Source organism: Burkholderia orbicola, from assembly GCF_900100915.1.
In the GTDB taxonomy this organism is placed as follows: Bacteria; Pseudomonadota; Gammaproteobacteria; order Burkholderiales; family Burkholderiaceae; genus Burkholderia; species Burkholderia orbicola.
The window spans coordinates 3,105,028-3,123,325 of record NZ_FNKW01000001.1 but is presented as its reverse complement, the minus strand read 5'-3'; the positions used below and the strand labels follow the sequence as shown (position 1 = coordinate 3,123,325).

The 18,298-nt window shown below is 65.8% G+C and carries 17 protein-coding genes; 1 reads left to right on the top strand and 16 read right to left on the bottom strand.

What is annotated here, in order from left to right; all coding sequences use genetic code 11:
* Positions 1 to 66: 66 nt before the first annotated feature.
* From BLS50_RS14935 to ppsA, 3 genes are all read right to left on the bottom strand, one after another.
* Positions 67 to 1,002: an SPFH domain-containing protein gene (locus BLS50_RS14935; protein WP_006478510.1), complete on the bottom strand. Its 936-nt coding sequence runs from the start codon at positions 1,000 to 1,002 to the stop codon at positions 67 to 69.
* 36 nt (positions 1,003 to 1,038) lie between these two features.
* Positions 1,039 to 1,473, bottom strand: coding sequence for an NfeD family protein (locus BLS50_RS14930; RefSeq protein WP_074802521.1), 435 nt, complete (start codon positions 1,471 to 1,473; stop codon positions 1,039 to 1,041).
* 210 nt (positions 1,474 to 1,683) lie between these two features.
* Positions 1,684 to 4,086 carry a phosphoenolpyruvate synthase gene (gene ppsA / locus BLS50_RS14925; protein WP_006478508.1) on the bottom strand — a complete coding sequence of 801 codons (2,403 nt, stop codon included), beginning with the start codon at positions 4,084 to 4,086 and terminating at the stop codon, positions 1,684 to 1,686.
* A gap of 376 nt (positions 4,087 to 4,462) precedes the next feature.
* On the opposite strand from ppsA, the gene ppsR reads away from it, so the two are divergent.
* The gene (ppsR, locus tag BLS50_RS14915; RefSeq protein WP_011549549.1) at positions 4,463 to 5,278 is read left to right on the top strand and encodes a posphoenolpyruvate synthetase regulatory kinase/phosphorylase PpsR; all 816 of its coding nucleotides are present in this window, start codon (positions 4,463 to 4,465) and stop codon (positions 5,276 to 5,278) included.
* 100 nt (positions 5,279 to 5,378) lie between these two features.
* On the opposite strand, the gene BLS50_RS14910 is transcribed toward ppsR, so the two are convergent.
* From BLS50_RS14910 to frr, 13 genes are all read right to left on the bottom strand, one after another.
* Positions 5,379 to 6,161 (bottom strand): TrmH family RNA methyltransferase, encoded by a 783-nt coding sequence (locus tag BLS50_RS14910; protein WP_074802520.1) that lies wholly within the window; start codon positions 6,159 to 6,161, stop codon positions 5,379 to 5,381.
* Complete coding sequence (gene rnhB, locus BLS50_RS14905) at positions 6,158 to 6,802, bottom strand: ribonuclease HII (RefSeq protein ID WP_006478505.1); 645 nt, start codon at positions 6,800 to 6,802, stop codon at positions 6,158 to 6,160. Before rnhB ends, BLS50_RS14910 begins: the two co-directional genes overlap by 4 nt.
* The gene (gene lpxB, locus BLS50_RS14900; protein WP_027813227.1) at positions 6,799 to 7,968 is read right to left on the bottom strand and encodes a lipid-A-disaccharide synthase; all 1,170 of its coding nucleotides are present in this window, start codon (positions 7,966 to 7,968) and stop codon (positions 6,799 to 6,801) included. The genes rnhB and lpxB overlap by 4 nt, the downstream gene beginning before the upstream one ends.
* A gap of 3 nt (positions 7,969 to 7,971) precedes the next feature.
* Positions 7,972 to 8,760 carry an acyl-ACP--UDP-N-acetylglucosamine O-acyltransferase gene (lpxA, locus tag BLS50_RS14895; protein WP_006478502.1) on the bottom strand — a complete coding sequence of 263 codons (789 nt, stop codon included), beginning with the start codon at positions 8,758 to 8,760 and terminating at the stop codon, positions 7,972 to 7,974.
* A 67-nt stretch (positions 8,761 to 8,827) separates the two neighbouring features.
* Entirely contained in the window at positions 8,828 to 9,295 is a 468-nt protein-coding gene (fabZ, locus tag BLS50_RS14890; RefSeq protein ID WP_006495559.1) for a 3-hydroxyacyl-ACP dehydratase FabZ, read from the bottom strand.
* A 129-nt stretch (positions 9,296 to 9,424) separates the two neighbouring features.
* The gene (lpxD, locus tag BLS50_RS14885; protein WP_011549545.1) at positions 9,425 to 10,519 is read right to left on the bottom strand and encodes a UDP-3-O-(3-hydroxymyristoyl)glucosamine N-acyltransferase; all 1,095 of its coding nucleotides are present in this window, start codon (positions 10,517 to 10,519) and stop codon (positions 9,425 to 9,427) included.
* Between the two features lie 16 nt (positions 10,520 to 10,535).
* Positions 10,536 to 11,033: an OmpH/Skp family outer membrane protein gene (locus BLS50_RS14880; RefSeq protein WP_011549544.1), complete on the bottom strand. Its 498-nt coding sequence runs from the start codon at positions 11,031 to 11,033 to the stop codon at positions 10,536 to 10,538.
* Between the two features lie 64 nt (positions 11,034 to 11,097).
* A complete protein-coding gene (bamA, locus tag BLS50_RS14875; RefSeq protein WP_034196349.1) occupies positions 11,098 to 13,407 on the bottom strand; it encodes an outer membrane protein assembly factor BamA in 2,310 nt (769 codons plus the stop codon).
* A 61-nt stretch (positions 13,408 to 13,468) separates the two neighbouring features.
* A complete protein-coding gene (rseP, locus tag BLS50_RS14870; RefSeq protein ID WP_074802519.1) occupies positions 13,469 to 14,842 on the bottom strand; it encodes an RIP metalloprotease RseP in 1,374 nt (457 codons plus the stop codon).
* An 11-nt stretch (positions 14,843 to 14,853) separates the two neighbouring features.
* The gene (locus BLS50_RS14865; protein WP_006483824.1) at positions 14,854 to 16,050 is read right to left on the bottom strand and encodes a 1-deoxy-D-xylulose-5-phosphate reductoisomerase; all 1,197 of its coding nucleotides are present in this window, start codon (positions 16,048 to 16,050) and stop codon (positions 14,854 to 14,856) included.
* A 15-nt stretch (positions 16,051 to 16,065) separates the two neighbouring features.
* Complete coding sequence (locus BLS50_RS14860; RefSeq protein WP_074802518.1) at positions 16,066 to 16,887, bottom strand: phosphatidate cytidylyltransferase; 822 nt, start codon at positions 16,885 to 16,887, stop codon at positions 16,066 to 16,068.
* Positions 16,881 to 17,663: a polyprenyl diphosphate synthase gene (uppS, locus tag BLS50_RS14855; RefSeq protein ID WP_006478494.1), complete on the bottom strand. Its 783-nt coding sequence runs from the start codon at positions 17,661 to 17,663 to the stop codon at positions 16,881 to 16,883. The genes BLS50_RS14860 and uppS overlap by 7 nt, the downstream gene beginning before the upstream one ends.
* Positions 17,664 to 17,712: 49 nt before the next feature.
* Positions 17,713 to 18,273, bottom strand: a complete 561-nt coding sequence (gene frr, locus BLS50_RS14850) for a ribosome recycling factor (protein WP_006478492.1) — start codon at positions 18,271 to 18,273, stop codon at positions 17,713 to 17,715.
* Positions 18,274 to 18,298: the final 25 nt, after the last annotated feature.

Below are 18,298 nucleotides of genomic sequence, written 5' to 3'. Positions count from 1 at the left end.
CGGCTGCGCGACGATTCGCCGCAGGACGATACGCACGCGGCAGCTGCGTGCGCATCGATGTCGGGCTCAGCCCTTCGCGCCGGCCCCCACGCCCGCGCTCTTGACGATCGTCAGCGCCGACGAGATCGCGGTACCGAGATCCGACAGGTTCGACGGCACGATCAGCGTATTGCCCTGCTTCGCGAGATTCGCGAACGCACCGACATACTGTTCGGCGACCTTCAGGTTCACCGCGTCCATCCCGCCTTGCGACTGGATCGCGCTCGCGATTTTCTGGATCGCCTGCGCGTTCGCCTCGGCCACCGCCAGAATCGCGGCGGCTTCGCCCTGCGCCTGGTTGATCGCGGCCTGCCGCTCGCCTTCCGACTTCTGGATCGCGGCTTCGCGCGCCCCCGACGCGAGGTTGATCTGCTCCTGCTTGCGGCCTTCGGATGCGGCGATCAGCGCACGCTTTTCGCGCTCCGCGGTGATCTGCGCCTGCATCGCATGCAGGATCTCCTTCGGCGGCGTCAGATCCTTGATCTCGTAGCGCAGCACTTTCACGCCCCAGTTCGCCGCGGCGTCGTCGAGCGCCGACACGATGCTGTGGTTGATGAAATCGCGCTCCTCGAAGGTCTTGTCGAGTTCGAGCTTGCCGATCACCGAGCGCAGCATCGTCTGCGACAGCTGCGTGATCGCGAGCACGAAGTTGCTCGACCCGTACGACGCCTTCATCGGGTCCATCACCTGGAAATACAGCACGCCGTCGACCTGCAGCTGCGTGTTGTCGCGCGTGATACAGACCTGGCTCGGCACGTCGAGCGGAATTTCCTTCAGCACGTGCCGGTACGCGATGCGATCGACGAACGGCAGCACGATATTGAGACCGGGCGACAGCGTCGCGTGGTAGCGCCCGAAGCGCTCGAGCACCCATGCATGCTGCTGCGGCACGATCTTCACCGTCTTCGACACGATCACGATCGCGATGACGAGCAGGACAACCCAGATGATCAGCGAATCCATGAAGTATTTCCTCCTTGTTGTTGTATCAGCGGACGATCAGCCCGCGGGTTTCGCCACGACCACGAGGCAATTGCCGCGCACGGCGCTCACCTGGTACACGCGCGCATCGTCGCGCTCGCCGTGCGCGAGCTCGACGTCCCAATCGGCCCCGCGATACTGCACGCGCGCGCGGCCGTCACGCCACGCGTCGACCGTGATGGTCGAGCCGATATCGAGATTGACGTCGGGATTCGTCGACGTGTCGCGCTTCTGCTTGCGGCCGAGTCCCGAACGGCGCAGCACGATCATCGCGACGATCGCGACCGCGGCCGCTGCGCCGAACTGCACGTGCGGCGCGAAACCGGCCAGTTGCAACAACCCGCCGGCGAGAAAGCCGAGCGCGATCATCAACAGATAGAACGTGCCGGTCAGCAATTCGGCCACGACCAACACGCCGACTCCGACCCACCAGAACAGATGCCCCGACATCATTGTGGTCTCCAGAAAAACGTCCCCGATGCTCACTATATTCGCTGCGCTCGCGGCTGTGCGAAGCGGTCGGCACTCTTGGGGCGGCCCGGCGAGTACCGACGAAAAAAAACACCCCGGTGCTTACCGGGGTGTTTATAGCACGAACCTTGCATTTTGCCTTCAACGAAAGCGCGGCGGACCGCCCTTTCGTCGAAGTTGCATCACGACTCGTTACTTGCGGTTGGCGGCGAGCGCCTGCCACGTATCGATGATCGTGTCGGGGTTCAGCGAGATCGACACGATGCCTTCGTCCGTCAGCCATTGCGCGAAGTCCGGGTGATCGGACGGGCCCTGGCCGCAGATACCGACGTACTTGCCCATCTTGCGGCAGGTATCGATCGCACGCTTCAGCAGGAACTTGACGGCCGGGTCGCGCTCGTCGAAGTCGACTGCCAGCAGTTCCATACCCGAATCGCGGTCGAGGCCGAGCGTGAGCTGCGTGAGGTCGTTCGAGCCGATCGAGAAACCGTCGAAGTGTTCCAGGAACTCTTCGGCGAGGATCGCGTTGGTCGGGACTTCGCACATCATCACAAGGCGCAGGCCGTTTTCGCCGCGCTTCAGGCCGAACTTCTCGAGTAGGCCGACGACGCGCTCCGCCTGCTTCACGGTCCGCACGAACGGCACCATGATCTCGACGTTGGTCAGGCCCATCTCGTCACGCACGCGCTTCAGTGCACGGCATTCCATCTCGAACGCCTGCGCGAAGTCCTCGGCGATGTAGCGCGACGCGCCGCGGAAGCCCAGCATCGGGTTTTCCTCGTCCGGCTCGTAACGCGAACCGCCGATCAGCTTCTTGTACTCGTTCGACTTGAAGTCGGACAGACGCACGATCACCGGCTTCGGATAGAACGCCGCCGCGATCGTCGCGACGCCTTCCGTCAGCTTGTCGACGTAGAACTGACGCGGCGACGCGTGGCCGCGCGCCACGCTCTCGACCGCCTTCTTCAGGTCCTGGTCGATGTTCGGGTACTCGAGAATCGCCTTCGGGTGAACGCCGATGTTGTTGTTGATGATGAACTCGAGACGCGCGAGACCCACGCCGCCGTTCGGCAGTTGCGAGAAGTCGAACGCGAGCTGCGGGTTGCCGACGTTCATCATGATCTTGACCGGGATTTCCGGCAGCTCGCCGCGCTGCACTTCCGTGACTTCCGTCTCGAGCAGCCCGTCGTAGATCTTGCCTTCGTCGCCTTCCGCGCACGACACGGTGACGAGCGCGCCGTCCTTCAGGATGTCGGTCGCATCGCCGCAGCCGACGACTGCCGGCACGCCAAGCTCACGCGCGATGATCGCCGCGTGGCAGGTGCGGCCGCCACGGTTCGTGACGATCGCCGCCGCACGCTTCATCACCGGCTCCCAGTTCGGGTCGGTCATGTCGGCCACCAGCACGTCGCCCGGCTGCACGCGTTCCATTTCCGACGGATCCTGGATCACGCGCACGGGGCCTGCGCCGATCTTCTGACCGATCGCACGACCCGTCGCGAGCACCTGCGACTGCCCCTTCAGCTTGAAGCGCTGCTCGGCCTTGCCGGATGCCTGGCTCTTCACCGTTTCCGGACGTGCCTGCAGGATGAAGATCTTGCCGTCGCGGCCGTCCTTGCCCCACTCGATGTCCATCGGACGCTGGTAGTGCTTCTCGATGATGACCGCGTACTTCGCCAGCTCGATCACGTCTTCGTCCGTGATCGAGTAGCGGTTGCGCTGCTCGTGCGGCACGTCGACCGTCTTCACGCGGCCCGGCTCGCCCGGCTGCGTGAATTCCATCTTGATCAGCTTCGAGCCGATCGAGCGGCGGATGATCGGGTACTTGTCCTGCGCGAGCGTCGTCTTGAACACGTAGAACTCGTCCGGGTTCACCGCGCCCTGCACGACGGTTTCGCCCAGGCCGTAGCTCGACGTGATGAACACGGCGTCCTTGAAGCCCGATTCGGTATCGATCGTGAACATCACGCCGGCAGCGCCGACGTCCGAGCGGACCATGCGCTGCACACCGGCCGACAGCGCGACTTCGGCGTGCGTGAAGCCCTTGTGGACGCGGTACGAGATCGCGCGGTCGTTGTACAGCGACGCGAACACGTGCTTCATGCGGTCGAGCACGTCGTCGATACCGACGACGTTCAGATACGACTCCTGCTGGCCGGCGAACGATGCGTCGGGCAGATCCTCCGCGGTCGCGGACGAGCGCACCGCGAACGACAGCTCGCTCGGCGAGCCGTTCTTCAGCACTTCGAACTGCGCGCGGATTTCCTGCTCCAGGCGCGGCTGCAGCGGTGCGTCGACGATCCATTTACGGATTTCGGCACCGGCTTCGGCGAGCGCCTTCACGTCGTCGATGTCGAGCGACTCGAGACGCTTGGCGATGCGATCGGTGAGGTCGTTGTGCTTGAGGAAATCGCGGAATGCGAGCGCGGTCGTGGCGAAACCGGTGGGTACGCGAACGCCTGCTTCGGAAAGCTGGCTGATCATCTCGCCGAGCGACGCATTCTTGCCGCCCACGATTTCCACATCGGTCATCCGCAACTGCTCGAACGGAATTACATACGCCTGGTCCTTTGCGACGTTTGCTGCGTTAGTCATACAAGCCCCTAAGTGTGAAAAAAATGCTCGATCGCGCAAGTGGGCTCGAACGCGGGCGCCTGCAAAAAGGCGCGGCGCGTCTTGCGCAACCTGTTAGATAAACACTCGCAGCGGCGGAAATCTTCCGACCCGATTTGCAAAAATCCCGGCAGAAGGGCGATATTTTCAGACAAATCGCCAGACTTGCCGGGAGTTTCGGAATCGCGCGGCCCAGCCACGGGGCGCCGTTCGCGCCCTGCCCCCGCAATTGCTTATCCAACAGGTTGCCGCTATTCTACCGTGCCGGCTGCCGGATGTGGCGCGACCTTGTCACTGGGTCTGGAGGCTCGCCTCCAGCCGCCCGCGCAACTGCCCTTCACGCTCGACGTCCAGATTCATGCTGCCTACCGTATTCATCGTCTCCGACGGCACCGGGATCACTGCCGAAACCTTCGCGCACTCGATCCTCTCCCAGTTCGACCAGAAATTCCGTCTCGTGCGCGTGCCGTTCGTCGACTCGCTCGACAAGGCCTATGCGACCGTCGAAAAGATCAACGAAGCCGCCGTGCACGACGGCCGTCGCGCGATCGTGTTCACGACGCTCGTCGACAGCGAGTCGAACGACATCGTCAAACGCTCGAACGCGCTCGTGCTCGACATGTTCCAGCGCTTCGTCGAACCGCTCGAGCAGGAACTCGAGCTCAAGTCGAGCCACGCGATGGGCCGCGGCCACCAGAACGCGGACACCGAGGAATACAAGACGCGGATCGAGGCGATCAACTTCTCGCTCGCGCACGACGACGGCCAGTCGAATCGCAACCTGTCGGAGGCCGACGTGATCCTCGTCGGCGTGTCGCGCAGCGGCAAGACGCCGACGAGCCTGTATCTCGCGATGCAGTACGGCGTGAAGGCGGCCAACTACCCGCTGATTCCGGAAGACTTCGAACGCGGCAAGCTGCCGTCGGCGCTGGCGCCGTACAGCGAGAAGCTGTTCGGGCTGTCGATCGACCCGCAGCGCCTGTCGGAGATCCGCAACGAGCGCCGGCCGGGCAGCAAGTACGCGGCCCCCGAGAACTGCCGCTACGAGATCAACGAGGCCGAAGCGATGATGCGCCGCGAAGGGATCAAGTGGCTGTCGTCGACGCACAAGTCGATCGAGGAAATCGCGACGACGATCCTGCAGGAAATCCGGCTCGACCGGCAGTCGTACTGAGCGCGGAAGCGCTGGTGGCCGTCAAGCCGTCGCCGAAAACAACAAGGCCGCGTCAAACGCGGCCTTGTTTCGTTTTACGGCACATGCACCGCGCGCGGCGTCACGCCGGCCGCTGCTGCCGCACCTGCTCGAACAGGCACACCGCGGCGGCCGCCGCCACGTTCAGCGACTCCATCCCGCCCGGCTGCGGAATCGTCACGCGATGCGCGGCCGCGTCGCGCCAGAATGCCGACACGCCGGCACCTTCGTTGCCGAACACCCAGGCGACGGGCCCCGACAGGTCGCAGTCGTAGACCGCCTGCGCGCCGTGCGAGTCGGTCAGCGCGACCGGGACGTCGAGGCGTTCGGCCAGCGCCTCAGCTTCGACGTCCTCATGGATCGACAGCAGGAAATGCGCGCCCATGCCCGAGCGCAGCACCTTCGACGACCACGCATAGGCCGTCCCCGGCGCGCAGAACACGTGACGCACGCCGGCCGCCGCCGCGCTGCGCAGGATCGAGCCGACGTTGCCGGCATCCTGCACGCCGTCGAGCACGACCGACGTGTGCGTCACGCGTTCGGGCAGCGGGTGCGCCGGCCGGTCGACCAGCAGCAGGAAGCCGACGCCGTTGACGACGTTCGACAACTGCCCGAACAGCGCGTCCGGCAGCGTGACGATCCGCTGCGCGTCGATGCGTGCGACGATCGCCTGCGCCTCGGCGTGGCCGAGCGCGCCTTCGGTCGTGACGCACAGCTCGGGCGTCGCGCCCGTATCGAGGTACGCGCTTGCCAGATGGAAGCCTTCGAGCAGCGCCTGGCCGCTGCGGCGCTGATGGGGCGTCGAACCCGCGAGCGCCTTCAGGCGCTTGTACAGCGGATTGTCGCGGGATGTGATGCTTTTCATCGAATCAGGTCAAGCGCCGCACGAACCGGCGCGAACGAGCGCCGATGCGCTTCGCACGGGCCGTGCTCGCGGAGTGCGGCAAGGTGTTTCGCGGTGCCGTAGCCCGCATGCACGTTGAAGCCGTACACCGGGAAGCGTTCGTGCAGGTCGACCAGCATCCGGTCGCGCGTGACCTTCGCGAGGATCGATGCGGCCGAGATGCTCGGCACGAGCGCGTCGCCGCTGACGATCGCCTCGGCACGCACGCTCAGCGTCGGGCAGCGGTTGCCGTCGATCTGCGCGAGCGTCGGCAGTACCGACAAGCCTTCGACGGCCCGCTTCATCGCGAGCATCGTCGCATGCAGGATATTCAGCGTATCGATCTCGTCGACACTCGCCGACGCGACGCAATACGCGTGCGAACGCGTGACGATCAGGTCGTACAGCGCGTCGCGCTTCTTCGCGGACAGCACTTTCGAATCGTCGAGCCCGTCGATCGGCTGTGCCGGATCGAGGATCACCGCGGCGGCGACTACCGGCCCCGCGAGCGGGCCGCGGCCGGCTTCGTCGACGCCGCAGACGATCTCGTCCGGACGGCTGAAGTCGAAACCGCCCTGCACGTCGCTCGACGCACGGCGGCGTGGTGCACGGACCGCGGTCATGCGCGCCCCTTGCGTTGCTCGAGCACACGCACGACGGCCTCGGCCGCCTTCGCGGCCGTGTTCTGCCGCAGCGACAGATGCATTTCGGTAAACACTTCGGTCAGCGTGCGGCGGTTCGCGTCGTCGCGCAGCTGCGTGAGCGTCGCATCGGCGAGCGCCTCGGGCGTCGCGAAATGCTGCAGCAGTTCGGGCACGACGAAGCGCCCCGCGAGAATGTTCGGCAAACCCACATACGGCAGGTAGCCCTGCCGGCGCATGATCTGCCCGGTCAGCCAGGGCACCTTGTACGAGATCACCATCGGCTTCTTCAGCAGTGCGGCTTCCAGCGTGACGGTGCCGCTCTTCACGAGGATCGCATCGGCAGCCGTCATCGCGACCTGCGAGCGGCCGTCGGTGATCGTCAACGCGAGCTGCGGGTGCGCGTCGACGAGCGGCTGCAGCAGTTCGCGCAGTGCGGGCGTCGCGGCCGGCATCACGAACCGCACGCCGGGTTCGCGCTGCTGCATCAACGCCATCGCCGCGAAGAACGTCGGGCCGATCAGCGCGATCTCCGAGCGCCGGCTGCCCGGCAGCACCGCGATCACGGGGCCGTCGGCCGGCAGACCCAGCGCGATGCGCGCACCGTGCGTGTCGGGTTCGAGCGGGATTTCGTCGGCGAGCGGATGACCGACGTAGGTCGATGCGACGCCGGCCTTGTCGAGGATCGCCGGCTCGAACGGGAACAGGCACAGCATGTGGTCGACGGACTTCGCGATCTTCTTGATGCGGCCGCCGCGCCACGCCCAGATCGACGGGCACACGAAGTGGATCGACGGGATGCCCGCGTCGCGCGCGGCCTGCTCGACGTTGAAGTTGAAATCGGGTGCGTCGACGCCGATGAACGCGGCCGGACGCTCGGCGAGCAGCTGGCGCTTCAGTTCGCCGCGAATCCGCAGGATCTCGGGAATCTGGCCCAGCGCCTCGACATAGCCGCGCACGGTCAGCTTGTCCATCTGCCAGTGCGAGTCGAAGCCCTGCGCGATCATGCGCTGCCCGCCGATCCCGTAATACTGGGCCGATTCGGGCAGCCGCTCGCGCAGCCCGCCGAGCAGCGATGCCGCGAGCAGGTCGCCCGACGGCTCGCCGGCCACCATCGCGAGTCGCAGCTGATTGGTCGGGAGCGGCATCGCTTAGCGGATGATGCCGCGTTGCGACGCGTCGATGAACTCGACGAGCGCCGTCACCGGTGCATCGCCGTCGCCGCCCGCTTCCGCGAGTTCGCGCAGTTGCACCTTCGCCTCTTCCAGCGACAGGCCGTTCTTGTACAGCACGCGGTACGCGCTGCGCAGCGCCGAGATCGCATCGGCCGAAAAGCCGCGCCGGCGCAGCCCTTCGACGTTGATCCCGTGCGGCTCGGCCTTGTTGCCGGCAGCGATCACGAACGGGGGGATGTCCTGCACGAGCGCCGACGCGCCGCCCAGCATCGAGTGCGCGCCGATGCGCACGAACTGGTGCACGCCCGACATCCCGCCGATGATCGCGAAGTCGCCGATCTCGACGTGACCGGCCATCTGCGCGTTGCTCGACAGGATCACGTTGTTGCCGACGCGGCAGTCATGGCCGATGTGCACGTAGGCCATGATCCAGTTGTCGTCGCCGAGCGTCGTCACGCCGACGTCCTGCACGGTGCCCGTGTGGATCGTCGTGAATTCGCGGATCGTGTTGCGGTTGCCGATCACGAGCTTCGTCGGCTCGTCCTTGTACTTCATGTCCTGCGGACGGCCGCCGACCGACGCGTAATGGCCGATGCGGTTGTCCTCGCCGAGCGTCGTATGGCCTTCGATCACGCTGTGCGAGCCGATCGTCGTGCGCGCGCCGATCGTGACGTGCGGGCCGACGATCGCGTACGGGCCGATCTCGACCGATTCGTCGATCTGCGCGCCCGGTTCGACGATCGCGGTAGGATGAATCCTGGTCATGCGCCGTTGCCTCTCGATATGATGTGTCGCGTTGTTCGCGTGATGTTACCCATGCGTGCCGCGTCGCTCAGGGCGCCGCGTCGGCCGTCTTGACCGTGCACATCAGTTCGGCTTCCGCCGCCACCTTGCCGTCCACTTCCGCCACCGCCTTGAACTTCCAGATGCCGCGGATGTAGCGCTCGAACGTCACGTTCAGGATCAGCTGGTCGCCCGGTTCAACCACGCGCTTGAAGCGCGCGCCGTCGATCCCGACGAAGTAATACAGCGTGTTCTCCGGATCCTTCGGCTGCTCTTCCGCGAACGTCAGCAGCGCCGCGGCCTGAGCAAGCGCCTCGAGGATCAGCACACCCGGCATCACCGGCCGCTTCGGGAAATGCCCCTGGAAGAACGGCTCGTTGATCGACACGTTCTTCAGCGCTTTGATCCCTTTGTGCGGCTCGAGTTCGAGCACGCGATCGACGAGCAGAATCGGGTAGCGATGCGGCAGCAGCGTGAGGATCTTGTGGATGTCGAGATTGATTTTTTCAGTGCTCATGATGGTTCGTCTCACGCAGAGGCTGCGCGGTGGTGATGCAAAGGCTGAAGCGGGCCGCCGCGCGGCCCCGTCTGGCAAACCGGGCCGGTTGCGCTGGCCGTGCCCGGTTCGTGGTCTCGCATGATGCGCTCAGGCGTCGGTGCCGCCCTGGGCGGCGAGCGCGGCTTCGAGCGCCTTGATGCGCTCGCGCAGCTTGTCGAGGTTGCGCACGAGCGCGGCGCTCTTGTTCCATTCGCCGTGGTCGACGGCCGGAAACGCGCTGGTATAGATGCCGGCCTTCGGCAACGACTTCGATACGCCCGACTTCGCGGTGATGATCACATAGTCGCCGAGCGTCACGTGGCCGGCGATCCCGGCCGCGCCACCGATCATGCAGTGGCGGCCGATCGTCGTGCTGCCCGCGATGCCGGCGCTGCCGGCGATCACCGTATACGCGCCGATCCGGCAGTTGTGGCCGATCTGGACCTGGTTGTCGATCTTCACGCATTCCTCGATGACGGTATCCGCCATCGCGCCGCGATCGATCGTCGTGTTCGCGCCGATTTCGACGTCCGGGCCGATCGTCACGCCGCCGACCTGCGGGATCTTGACCCAGCTGCCGGTGCGCGCGTCGCCGTCGCCGACGAAATCCGGTGCGAAGCCGAAGCCGTCGGAGCCGATCACGGCGCCCGCATGGACGATCGCGCGCGGGCCGACCTTGCAGCCGTGGTACACCGATGCGTTCGGATAAAAGTGCGAGCCGGCGCCGATCGTCGTGCCGCGGCCGACGAACACGTTCGCGTCGAGCTGCACGCCGTCTTCAATCACCGCGCCGGCCTCGATCGTCACGTGCGGGCCGATCACCGCGGTCGCGGCGACCTTCGCGGCCGGATCGATCGTCGCGCTCGGATGCACGCCGGCCGCGCGCGGCGGCGTGGCGAGATCGATGAACATCTGCGCGACGCGCGCGAAGTACGCGTAGGGATTCGGCGTCACGATGAAGTTGCGGGGGCCGGCCGTCCGGCCTTGAGCGGCCGCACCCAGCTTTTCCAGATCCTTCGGTGCGATCAGGACCGCACCGGCGCGGGTCGACTCGACCTGCGACAGGTACTTCGGGTTCGCGAGGAACGCGAGCTGCTGAGGGCCCGCCTGGTCGAGCGGTGCGAGCCCGCCCACCTTGCACTGTGCGTCGCCGGCGATCTCGCCGCCGAACCGTTTTACGAGTTCCTCAAGCGTCAATGCCATTCGTCGTCTGCTCCGTTCAGTTCGTCGAGCCGGACGCGAGCGCCTTGAGCACCTTGTCGGTGATGTCGATGCGCGGGCTGACGTACACGGCTTCCTGCACGATCAGGTCGTAATTCTGCTGCTCGGCGATCTGCTTGATGACCTTGTTCGCCTTTTCCAGCACGGCCGCCAGCTCTTCGTTGCGACGCTGGTTCAGGTCTTCGCGGAACTCGCGCTGCTTGCGCTGGAAGTCGGTGTCGAGCTGCGCCAGATCGCGCTGCTTCTGCGCGCGATCGGCCGCCGACAGCGACGCGCCGTTCTTGTCCAGCGAATCGGACATCGACTTCAGACGCGCCGCCAGGTCCTGCAGATCCTTGTCACGCTTCGCGAACTCGGCTTCGAGCTTCGTCTGCGCCGCCTTAGCGGGCGCCGACTCGCGCAGGATCCGATCCGAATTGACCGCCGCGATGCGGGCGACGTCCTGTGCGTGCACCGTTGCCGCGCCCAGGGCCAGCGCAACGGTCAGCGCGCACATCACTCGTTTCGAAAACTTACCGGTTAGCAAAATTACCCTCTCGTTGCTGTTGTCATGCGTTCGGTCAGAACGCCGTCCCGATCTGGAACTGGAATTTCTGGTACTGGTCGCCTTCGTGCTTCTGCAGCGGGAAGCCCAGGCTCAGCTTCAGCGGGCCGATCGGCGAGATCCACGCGAGACCCACACCGTAGCCGTAACGCAGGCCGTTGGCGCCCGTACTCGTGCCGCCCGGCGCATTGCCCCACACGTTACCGCCGTCGAGGAACGTGAACACGCGCAGCGTGCGGTCGTAACCCGTGCCCGGCAGCGGGAACGTCAGTTCGATGTTGCCGACCAGCATCTTCGAACCGCCGATCGGGTCGTTCGTCTTCGTGTCGCGCGGGCCCAGCGAGCTCGGCTCGTAGCCACGCACGGAGCCGATACCGCCCGCGTAGTAGTTCTTGAAGATCGGGTACGGGTTGCCGATACCGTTACCGTAGCCGCCTTGCAGGTTCAGGCCCAGGATGAAGCCGCGCGAGAACGAATAGTAGTACTGCGCCTGCAGGTCGGCCTTGTAGTACTGGATCTTGCCGACCGGCACGCCGTACTCCATGTTCGCCTGCGTGAAGTAGCCGCGGCTCGGAATCAGCGCGCTGTCACGCGCGTCGCGCGACCATGCGACCGTCAGCGGCACCGTGTTCGACACGCGGCCGAACTCGTTCACGTAATCCTGGTAGCTCTGCGGCGTGTTCGAATCGACGTCCAGGCGGTTCTGCTCGAAGCCCGCGCCGAAGTAGACGGTGTCGACTTCCGAGAACGGAATGCCGAACTTCAGGTTGCCGCCCGCGCTGATGATCCGGAAGCTCGAGCTCGTCGAATAGTAGAGCGGCTGGTACGTGCGGTAGAAGACGTCGGTGATCCGCTTGATGCCGTCGACCGTGAAGTACGGGTCGACCTGCGTGACGGTCAGCGTGCGGTAGCTCTTCGCGGTGTTGACGTTCACCGACAGGCTCGTACCCGAACCGAACACGTTGTCCTGCGACACGCCGGCCGACAGCACGACCTTGTCCGTCGACGAGAAGCCGGCGCCCAGCGTGATCGCGCCGGTCGGCTTTTCGTCGACCTTCACGTTCACGTCGACCTGGTCGTTCGTGCCTTCGACCGGCACCGTCGTCACGTCGACGTTGGTGAAGTAGCCGAGGCGGTTCACGCGGTCCTTCGACAGCGCGAGGCGGTTCGAGTCGAACCACGAGCTTTCGAGCTGACGCATTTCGCGGCGCACCACTTCGTCGCGCGTGCGCGTGTTGCCGACCACGTTGATGCGGCGCACGTACACGCGGCGGCTCGGATCGACGACGAGGTTCAGGTTCACCTTGTGGTTCGCCTGGTCGATGTCCGGCTGCGCGTTGACGGTCGCGAATGCGTAGCCGTATTCGCCGAGCTTGTCGACGATCGACTTGGTGGTCTGCTGCAGCTTTTCGGCCGAGAAGCGGTCGCCCGGCTTGATCTTGATCAGCTTGTTGAGTTCGGCCTCGCGATCGAGCAGGTTGCCCGACAGCTTGATGCCCGACACCGTGTACGGCTCGCCTTCGTGCAGCGTGACCGTCAGGTACATGTCCTTCTTGTCCGGCGAGATCGACACCTGGGTCGACTCGATGTTGAACTCGAGGTAGCCGCGGTTCAGGTAGTACGAGCGCACGGCCTCGAGGTCGCCCGTGAGCTTTTCCTTCGAGTACAGGTCGTTCTTCGTGTACCAGGAGAACCAGTTCGGCGTCGACAGCTGCATCTCGTCGCGCAGCGTGCTGGTGCTGAACGCCTTGTTGCCGATGAAGTTGATCTGGCGGATCTTCGCGCTCGGGCCTTCGGCCACCGCGAACAGGATCGACACGCGGTTCGCGTCGACCGGCGTGATCGTCGTCTTGACCTCGGCCGCATAGAAGCCGCGCGTCAGGTACTGGCGCTTGAGCTCCTGCTCCGCCTTGTCGACGAGCGCCTTGTCGTAGTAGCGGCCATCGGCGAGGCCGACCGCGCGCAGCGCCTTCGTCAGGTTGTCCTTGTCGAATTCCTTCGTGCCGGTGAAGTCGATCGACGCGATGGCCGGACGCTCCTGCACCTGCACGATGACGACGTTGCCCTGCGTGGCAACGCGCACGTCGTTGAAAAAGCCCGTCGCGTACAACGCGCGGATTGCTTCGGATGCCTTGTCGTCCGTGAAGGTATCGCCCTGCTTGATCGGCAGATAGGCGAACACCGAACCCGCTTCGACGCGCTGCAGCCCCTCGATCTTGATGTCTTGCACCACGAACGGTGCCGCTGCATGCGCCGCGAGGCCGTGCGCGGCGAGCGCGGCCGCTGCAACTGTCTTAGGTACAAAGCGATGAGGTTTGAACAACATGCATCCCCAATATTTAGCTGCATCAAATCGGGCGGCTGGCCAGCGGCCGCCGCCTGACGCTTCAGAAATGGATTAACCGAGCCAGATCGTTGAACAGCGCGATCGCCGACAACGCGACGATGCAGATCAACCCGGCTCTTTGCAGAATCAGCTGCCAGCGCTCCGAGACGGCTTTCCCGGTCGCGGCTTCAACCGCATAATATAACAGATGCCCCCCGTCCAAAACGGGAATCGGCAACAAGTTCAGGACGCCAAGGCTAATGCTGACAAGGGCGAGGAACGACAGGAACGCCGACGGACCGAGTCGCGCGCTCTTGCCTGCGTAGTCGGCGATCGTCACCGGGCCGGACAGGTTCTTCAGCGACGCGTTGCCCGTGATCATCCGCCCGAACATCTTCAGCGAATACACGGAAATGTCCCACGTGCGGTGCGCGCCGAGCCGCAGGCTCTCGATCGGCCCGTAGCGCACGTCCACCGATGGCGCGTGCATCGACAGCGCCGCGCCGATGCGGCCGATCTGCTGCCCCGATTCGTCGTCACGCTGCATCTGCGGCACGATCGACACCGTCTGTGCGGCGCCATTGCGCTCGATCCGCAGCTCGAGCGGCTGGCCCGCATGGTGCTTCACCGTATCGATGAAACGCGCCGCGCCGCCGATCGGCTTGCCGTCGAGCGCGACCAGCTTGTCGCCGACCTTCAGGCCGGCCTGCTCCGCCGCGCTGCCCGGCTGCACCGACGCGACCGACAACGTGCCGCCGCCGGCCTCGAAGCCCAGATGGGCCATGAAGTCGTCGTCGAGCTGGCTGTCGGGCACGTTGCGGAGGTCGACGCGGAAGTCGAACGTCGCATTGCCGTCGCGCGCGCCGAGCACGACCTCGCGATGGTCGAACGCGGCCGACAGCAGCTTCCAGCGCAGGTCCGACCACGATCGCACCGGCTCGGACTCGCCGCCCTGCGCGTTGCGGATCGACACGACCGTCTCGCTGCCGTCGAAGCCCGCGCGGGCCGCCGCGGTGCCGGCGGCCGGCGGCGCGACGATCGCGGTCGGCTCGGTCACGCCGGTGGCGAATACGAGGGAAAACAGTGCGATTGCCAGCAGGAAGTTTGCAATCGGCCCGGCCGCGACGATCGCGATGCGCTTGTAGACCGACTGGCGGTTGAATGCCTGGCCGAGCGCCTCGGGCGGAATGCCTCCCGGGCCCGGATCGCGCTCGTCGAGCATCTTCACGTAGCCGCCGAGCGGCAGCACGGACAGCGTCCACTCGGTGCCCGTCCTGCGGCTGACCCAGCGCGCGATGGGCTGGCCGAAGCCGATCGAGAAACGCAGCACCTTCACGCCGCACCAGCGCGCGACGCGATAATGTCCGTACTCATGCACGACGACCAGTACCCCGATCGCCACCGCAAACGCGACCAGTTCGACCAGCACGTTCATGAGCACCCCATTCAGACAGTACGCTCCACGCGTGGCGCAGGCGCTTTCGCAATGATCGCGGCGGCGAGGCGGCGAGCCTCGGCATCCGCCGCGAGGACGTCGTCGAGCCCGTCGGGCGCGCGGTTCGGCAGCGTGTTGAGCACGGCGTCGACCGTCGCCGCGATCGCCATGAAGCCGATCCGGCGCTCGAGAAATGCTTCGACCGCCACTTCGTTCGCCGCGTTCAATGCGGCGCTCGCGATACCGCCTTCCTCGAGTGCCTTCAGCGCGAGCGCGAGGCACGGGAAGCGCGCGTAATCGGGCTTCTCGAACGACAGCTGGGCGATCTGCGCGAGGTCGAGCTGGTCGACGCCCGCATCGACGCGCTCGGGGAATGCGAGCGCGTGGGCGATCGGCGTGCGCATGTCGGGGTTGCCGAGCTGCGCGAGCACCGAGCCGTCGCGGTACGATACGAGCGAATGGATCACGCTCTGCGGATGGATCAGCACGTCGATCCGGTCGCCCGGCAGCCCGAAGATCCAGTGCGCCTCGATCACCTCGAGGCCCTTGTTCATCATCGTCGCGGAATCGACCGAGATCTTGCGGCCCATCACCCAGTTCGGGTGCTTGCACGCCTCGTCCGGCGTCACGTCGACGAGCGTGGCCGGCTCGCGCGTGCGGAACGGCCCGCCCGACGCGGTCAGGATGATCTTCGAGATCCCGCCGTGCTCGGCCGCGTCGCGCGGCATGCACTGGAAGATCGCGTTGTGTTCGCTGTCGACCGGCAGCAGGATCGCGCCATGGTCGCGCACGGCATCCATGAAGATCGCGCCCGACATCACGAGCGCTTCCTTGTTCGCGAGCAGGATCCGCTTGCCGGCGCGTGCGGCCGCCAGGCTCGGCGCGAGGCCGGCCGCGCCGACGATCGCCGCGACCACCGTGTCGCAGCCGTCGCTCTTCGACACGTCGACGAGCGCCTGCGGCCCGTGCAGCACGACCGTCTTGCTGCCCGCCGCGCGCAGTTTCGCGTCGACGTGCGCGGCGGTTGCGGCATCGCCGACCACCGCCACTTCGGGCGCGAAGCGCAGACACTGCTCGACGAGCTTGTCGCCGTTGCGGTGCGCGGTCAGCGCGTAGACCGAGAAGCGCTCGGGATGGCGCGCGACCACGTCGAGCGTGCTGTCTCCGATCGAGCCCGTGGAACCGAGCAATGTCAGACGTTTTTGCATAACAGGAATAATGGTTTAACCAAGCAGCAGCATCGCGAGCGGCAGCACCGGCAGCAGCGCGTCGACACGATCGAGCACGCCGCCGTGGCCCGGCAGCAGTCCGCTCGAATCCTTCACGCCCGCCTGCCGCTTCAGCAGCGACTCGAACAGGTCGCCGATCACGCTGTAGGCAACCAGCAGCGTCAGCGCGGCCCACGCACCGGGCATCCCGTAGCGCGCGGCAAATGCAGAAAACAGGGTCGGTTCGAATGCGTGCACGGCTATCGCGACACCGGCGACGACCATCACCGCGAACCAGCCGCCGATCGCGCCTTCCCAGCTCTTGCCGGGGCTGATCGTGATGGCCAGTTTACGCTTTCCGAAGGCCTTGCCCGCGAAGTATGCGCCGATATCGGCCAGCCAGACGACGAGAAGCAGCGACAGCACGAACGGCACGCCCTGCGCGCGGGCTGCGACGAGCGCGTGCCAGCAGGCGGCAAACACGACCAGGCCGGCGGCCAGCAGGAACGGCCGCCAGACGCCGCCCGCGAGTGCGGGCTTGCGCCGCAGCGCGAACGGGCCGACCAGCAGCCAGAACACGCCGGCCGCCATGAAAAGGGGACGGGACGCAGCCGCATCGACGCCGAGCGGCGCGGTGGCCGCGAGCGCGAGCGCCGCGACGAGCGCATAGACGACCGGACCGGCGCCGCCGAGCTTCAGCAGGCGCGCCCATTCCCACGCGGCGAACACCAGCACGACGCCGATCAGTGCGCCGAACCCGGCGAGCGGCGCGAACAGCGTCACCGGCAGCAGCACTGCCAGCATCACGATCGCCGTGATCACACGGGTTTTCAACATGAAAGGGAGTCGGCGTTCTGCGATTGCGGTTCGAGCTGCGCACTCGTGCGCCCGAAACGGCGCTCGCGCTCGGTATACGACGCCATCGCGTCGGCCAGTGCCGCGCCGTCGAAATCCGGCCAGTACTTGTCGGTGAAATAGAATTCGGCGTACGCGAGCTGCCACAGCAGGAAGTTGCTGACGCGTTGCTCGCCGCCGGTGCGGATGAAGAGATCGGGCTCCGGCGCGTAGGCCATCGCCAGGTGCGGCGCGAATGCGTCCTCGGTCACCTCGACCTCGCGGCCTTCGCGCACGGCCTGCTCGACGAGCTTCTTCGTCGCCTGCAGGATGTCCCATCGGCCGCCGTAGTTGGCCGCGATGGTGAGCGTCAGACGGGTATTGCGCGCCGTCTTGGTTTCGGCGCGGCGAATCAGCTCGCGGATGCGCGGCTCGAAACGGTCGAGATCGCCGACGACACGCAGGCGGATCCCGTTCGCATGCAGCTTGCCCACTTCGCGCTCGAGCGCGGTGATGAACAGCCGCATCAGGAACGACACTTCGTCGTTCGGCCGGCGCCAGTTTTCCGAACTGAACGCGAACAGCGTCAGGTATTCGACGCCGGCGCGCGCGCAGCCTTCGACCACCGCCCGCACAGCATCGACGCCGCGGGTGTGCCCCGCGACGCGCGGCAAGCGGCGTTCGGTCGCCCAACGGCCATTGCCGTCCATGATGATCGCGATGTGACGCGGCACGACACCGACGTCAGGCACGCGAACGGTAGAGCTGGTATAGGTCATGGCCGTTGAGACAGTAATGCGGGAAGAAGGCGGCGCGCGAGGACGGTCGTCAGACCGTCATGATCTCGGCTTCCTTGGTCTGCACGAGCTTGTCGATTTCGGCAACGTGCTTGTCGGTCAGCTTCTGCACGTCGTCGCTCGCGCGGCGCTCGTCGTCTTCCGAGATTTCCTTGTCCTTCACGAGCTTCTTCAGCGCTTCGTTCGCGTCGCGGCGCAGGTTGCGGATCGCGACCTTGGCCGTTTCGCCTTCGCTCTTCACGACCTTGGTCAGCTCGCGGCGGCGCTCTTCCGTCAGCGCGGGCATCGGCACGCGGATCAGGTCGCCGGTCGTTGCCGGGTTCAGGCCCAGATCGGCTTCGCGGATGGCCTTCTCGACCTTCGCGACCATGTTCTTTTCCCACGGCTGCACGCCGATCGTGCGCGCGTCGACGAGCGTCAGGTTCGCGACCTGCGAGATCGGCACCATCGAGCCGTAGTAGTCGACCTGCACGTGATCGAGCAGACCGGTGTGTGCACGGCCCGTACGGATCTTGGCCAGATCGTTCTTGAACGCTTCGATCGAGCGCTGCATCTTTTGCTCGACGCCCTTCTTGACATCAGCGACACTCATTTCAACCTCCGAACCTTCAAACCTT

What these genes read in the sequence shown, in the direction of transcription:
- BLS50_RS14930 (WP_074802521.1), bottom strand. Translation starts at nt 1,473, where the DNA reads ATGATGTCGGGGCATCTGTTCTGGTGGGTCGGAGTCGGCGTGTTGGTC.
- lpxD (WP_011549545.1), bottom strand. Translation starts at nt 10,519, where the DNA reads ATGGCATTGACGCTTGAGGAACTCGTAAAACGGTTCGGCGGCGAGATC.
- BLS50_RS14910 (WP_074802520.1), bottom strand. Translation starts at nt 6,161, where the DNA reads ATGAAAAGCATCACATCCCGCGACAATCCGCTGTACAAGCGCCTGAAG.
- rseP (WP_074802519.1), bottom strand. Translation starts at nt 14,842, where the DNA reads ATGAACGTGCTGGTCGAACTGGTCGCGTTTGCGGTGGCGATCGGGGTA.
- frr (WP_006478492.1), bottom strand. Translation starts at nt 18,273, where the DNA reads ATGAGTGTCGCTGATGTCAAGAAGGGCGTCGAGCAAAAGATGCAGCGC.
- BLS50_RS14865 (WP_006483824.1), bottom strand. Translation starts at nt 16,050, where the DNA reads ATGCAAAAACGTCTGACATTGCTCGGTTCCACGGGCTCGATCGGAGAC.
- rnhB (WP_006478505.1), bottom strand. Translation starts at nt 6,802, where the DNA reads ATGACCGCGGTCCGTGCACCACGCCGCCGTGCGTCGAGCGACGTGCAG.
- lpxB (WP_027813227.1), bottom strand. Translation starts at nt 7,968, where the DNA reads ATGCCGCTCCCGACCAATCAGCTGCGACTCGCGATGGTGGCCGGCGAG.
- bamA (WP_034196349.1), bottom strand. Translation starts at nt 13,407, where the DNA reads ATGTTGTTCAAACCTCATCGCTTTGTACCTAAGACAGTTGCAGCGGCC.
- BLS50_RS14880 (WP_011549544.1), bottom strand. Translation starts at nt 11,033, where the DNA reads ATGTGCGCGCTGACCGTTGCGCTGGCCCTGGGCGCGGCAACGGTGCAC.
- BLS50_RS14935 (WP_006478510.1), bottom strand. Translation starts at nt 1,002, where the DNA reads ATGGATTCGCTGATCATCTGGGTTGTCCTGCTCGTCATCGCGATCGTG.
- ppsR (WP_011549549.1), top strand. Translation starts at nt 4,463, where the DNA reads ATGCTGCCTACCGTATTCATCGTCTCCGACGGCACCGGGATCACTGCC.
- ppsA (WP_006478508.1), bottom strand. Translation starts at nt 4,086, where the DNA reads ATGACTAACGCAGCAAACGTCGCAAAGGACCAGGCGTATGTAATTCCG.
- BLS50_RS14860 (WP_074802518.1), bottom strand. Translation starts at nt 16,887, where the DNA reads ATGTTGAAAACCCGTGTGATCACGGCGATCGTGATGCTGGCAGTGCTG.
- lpxA (WP_006478502.1), bottom strand. Translation starts at nt 8,760, where the DNA reads ATGACCAGGATTCATCCTACCGCGATCGTCGAACCGGGCGCGCAGATC.
- fabZ (WP_006495559.1), bottom strand. Translation starts at nt 9,295, where the DNA reads ATGAGCACTGAAAAAATCAATCTCGACATCCACAAGATCCTCACGCTG.
- uppS (WP_006478494.1), bottom strand. Translation starts at nt 17,663, where the DNA reads ATGACCTATACCAGCTCTACCGTTCGCGTGCCTGACGTCGGTGTCGTG.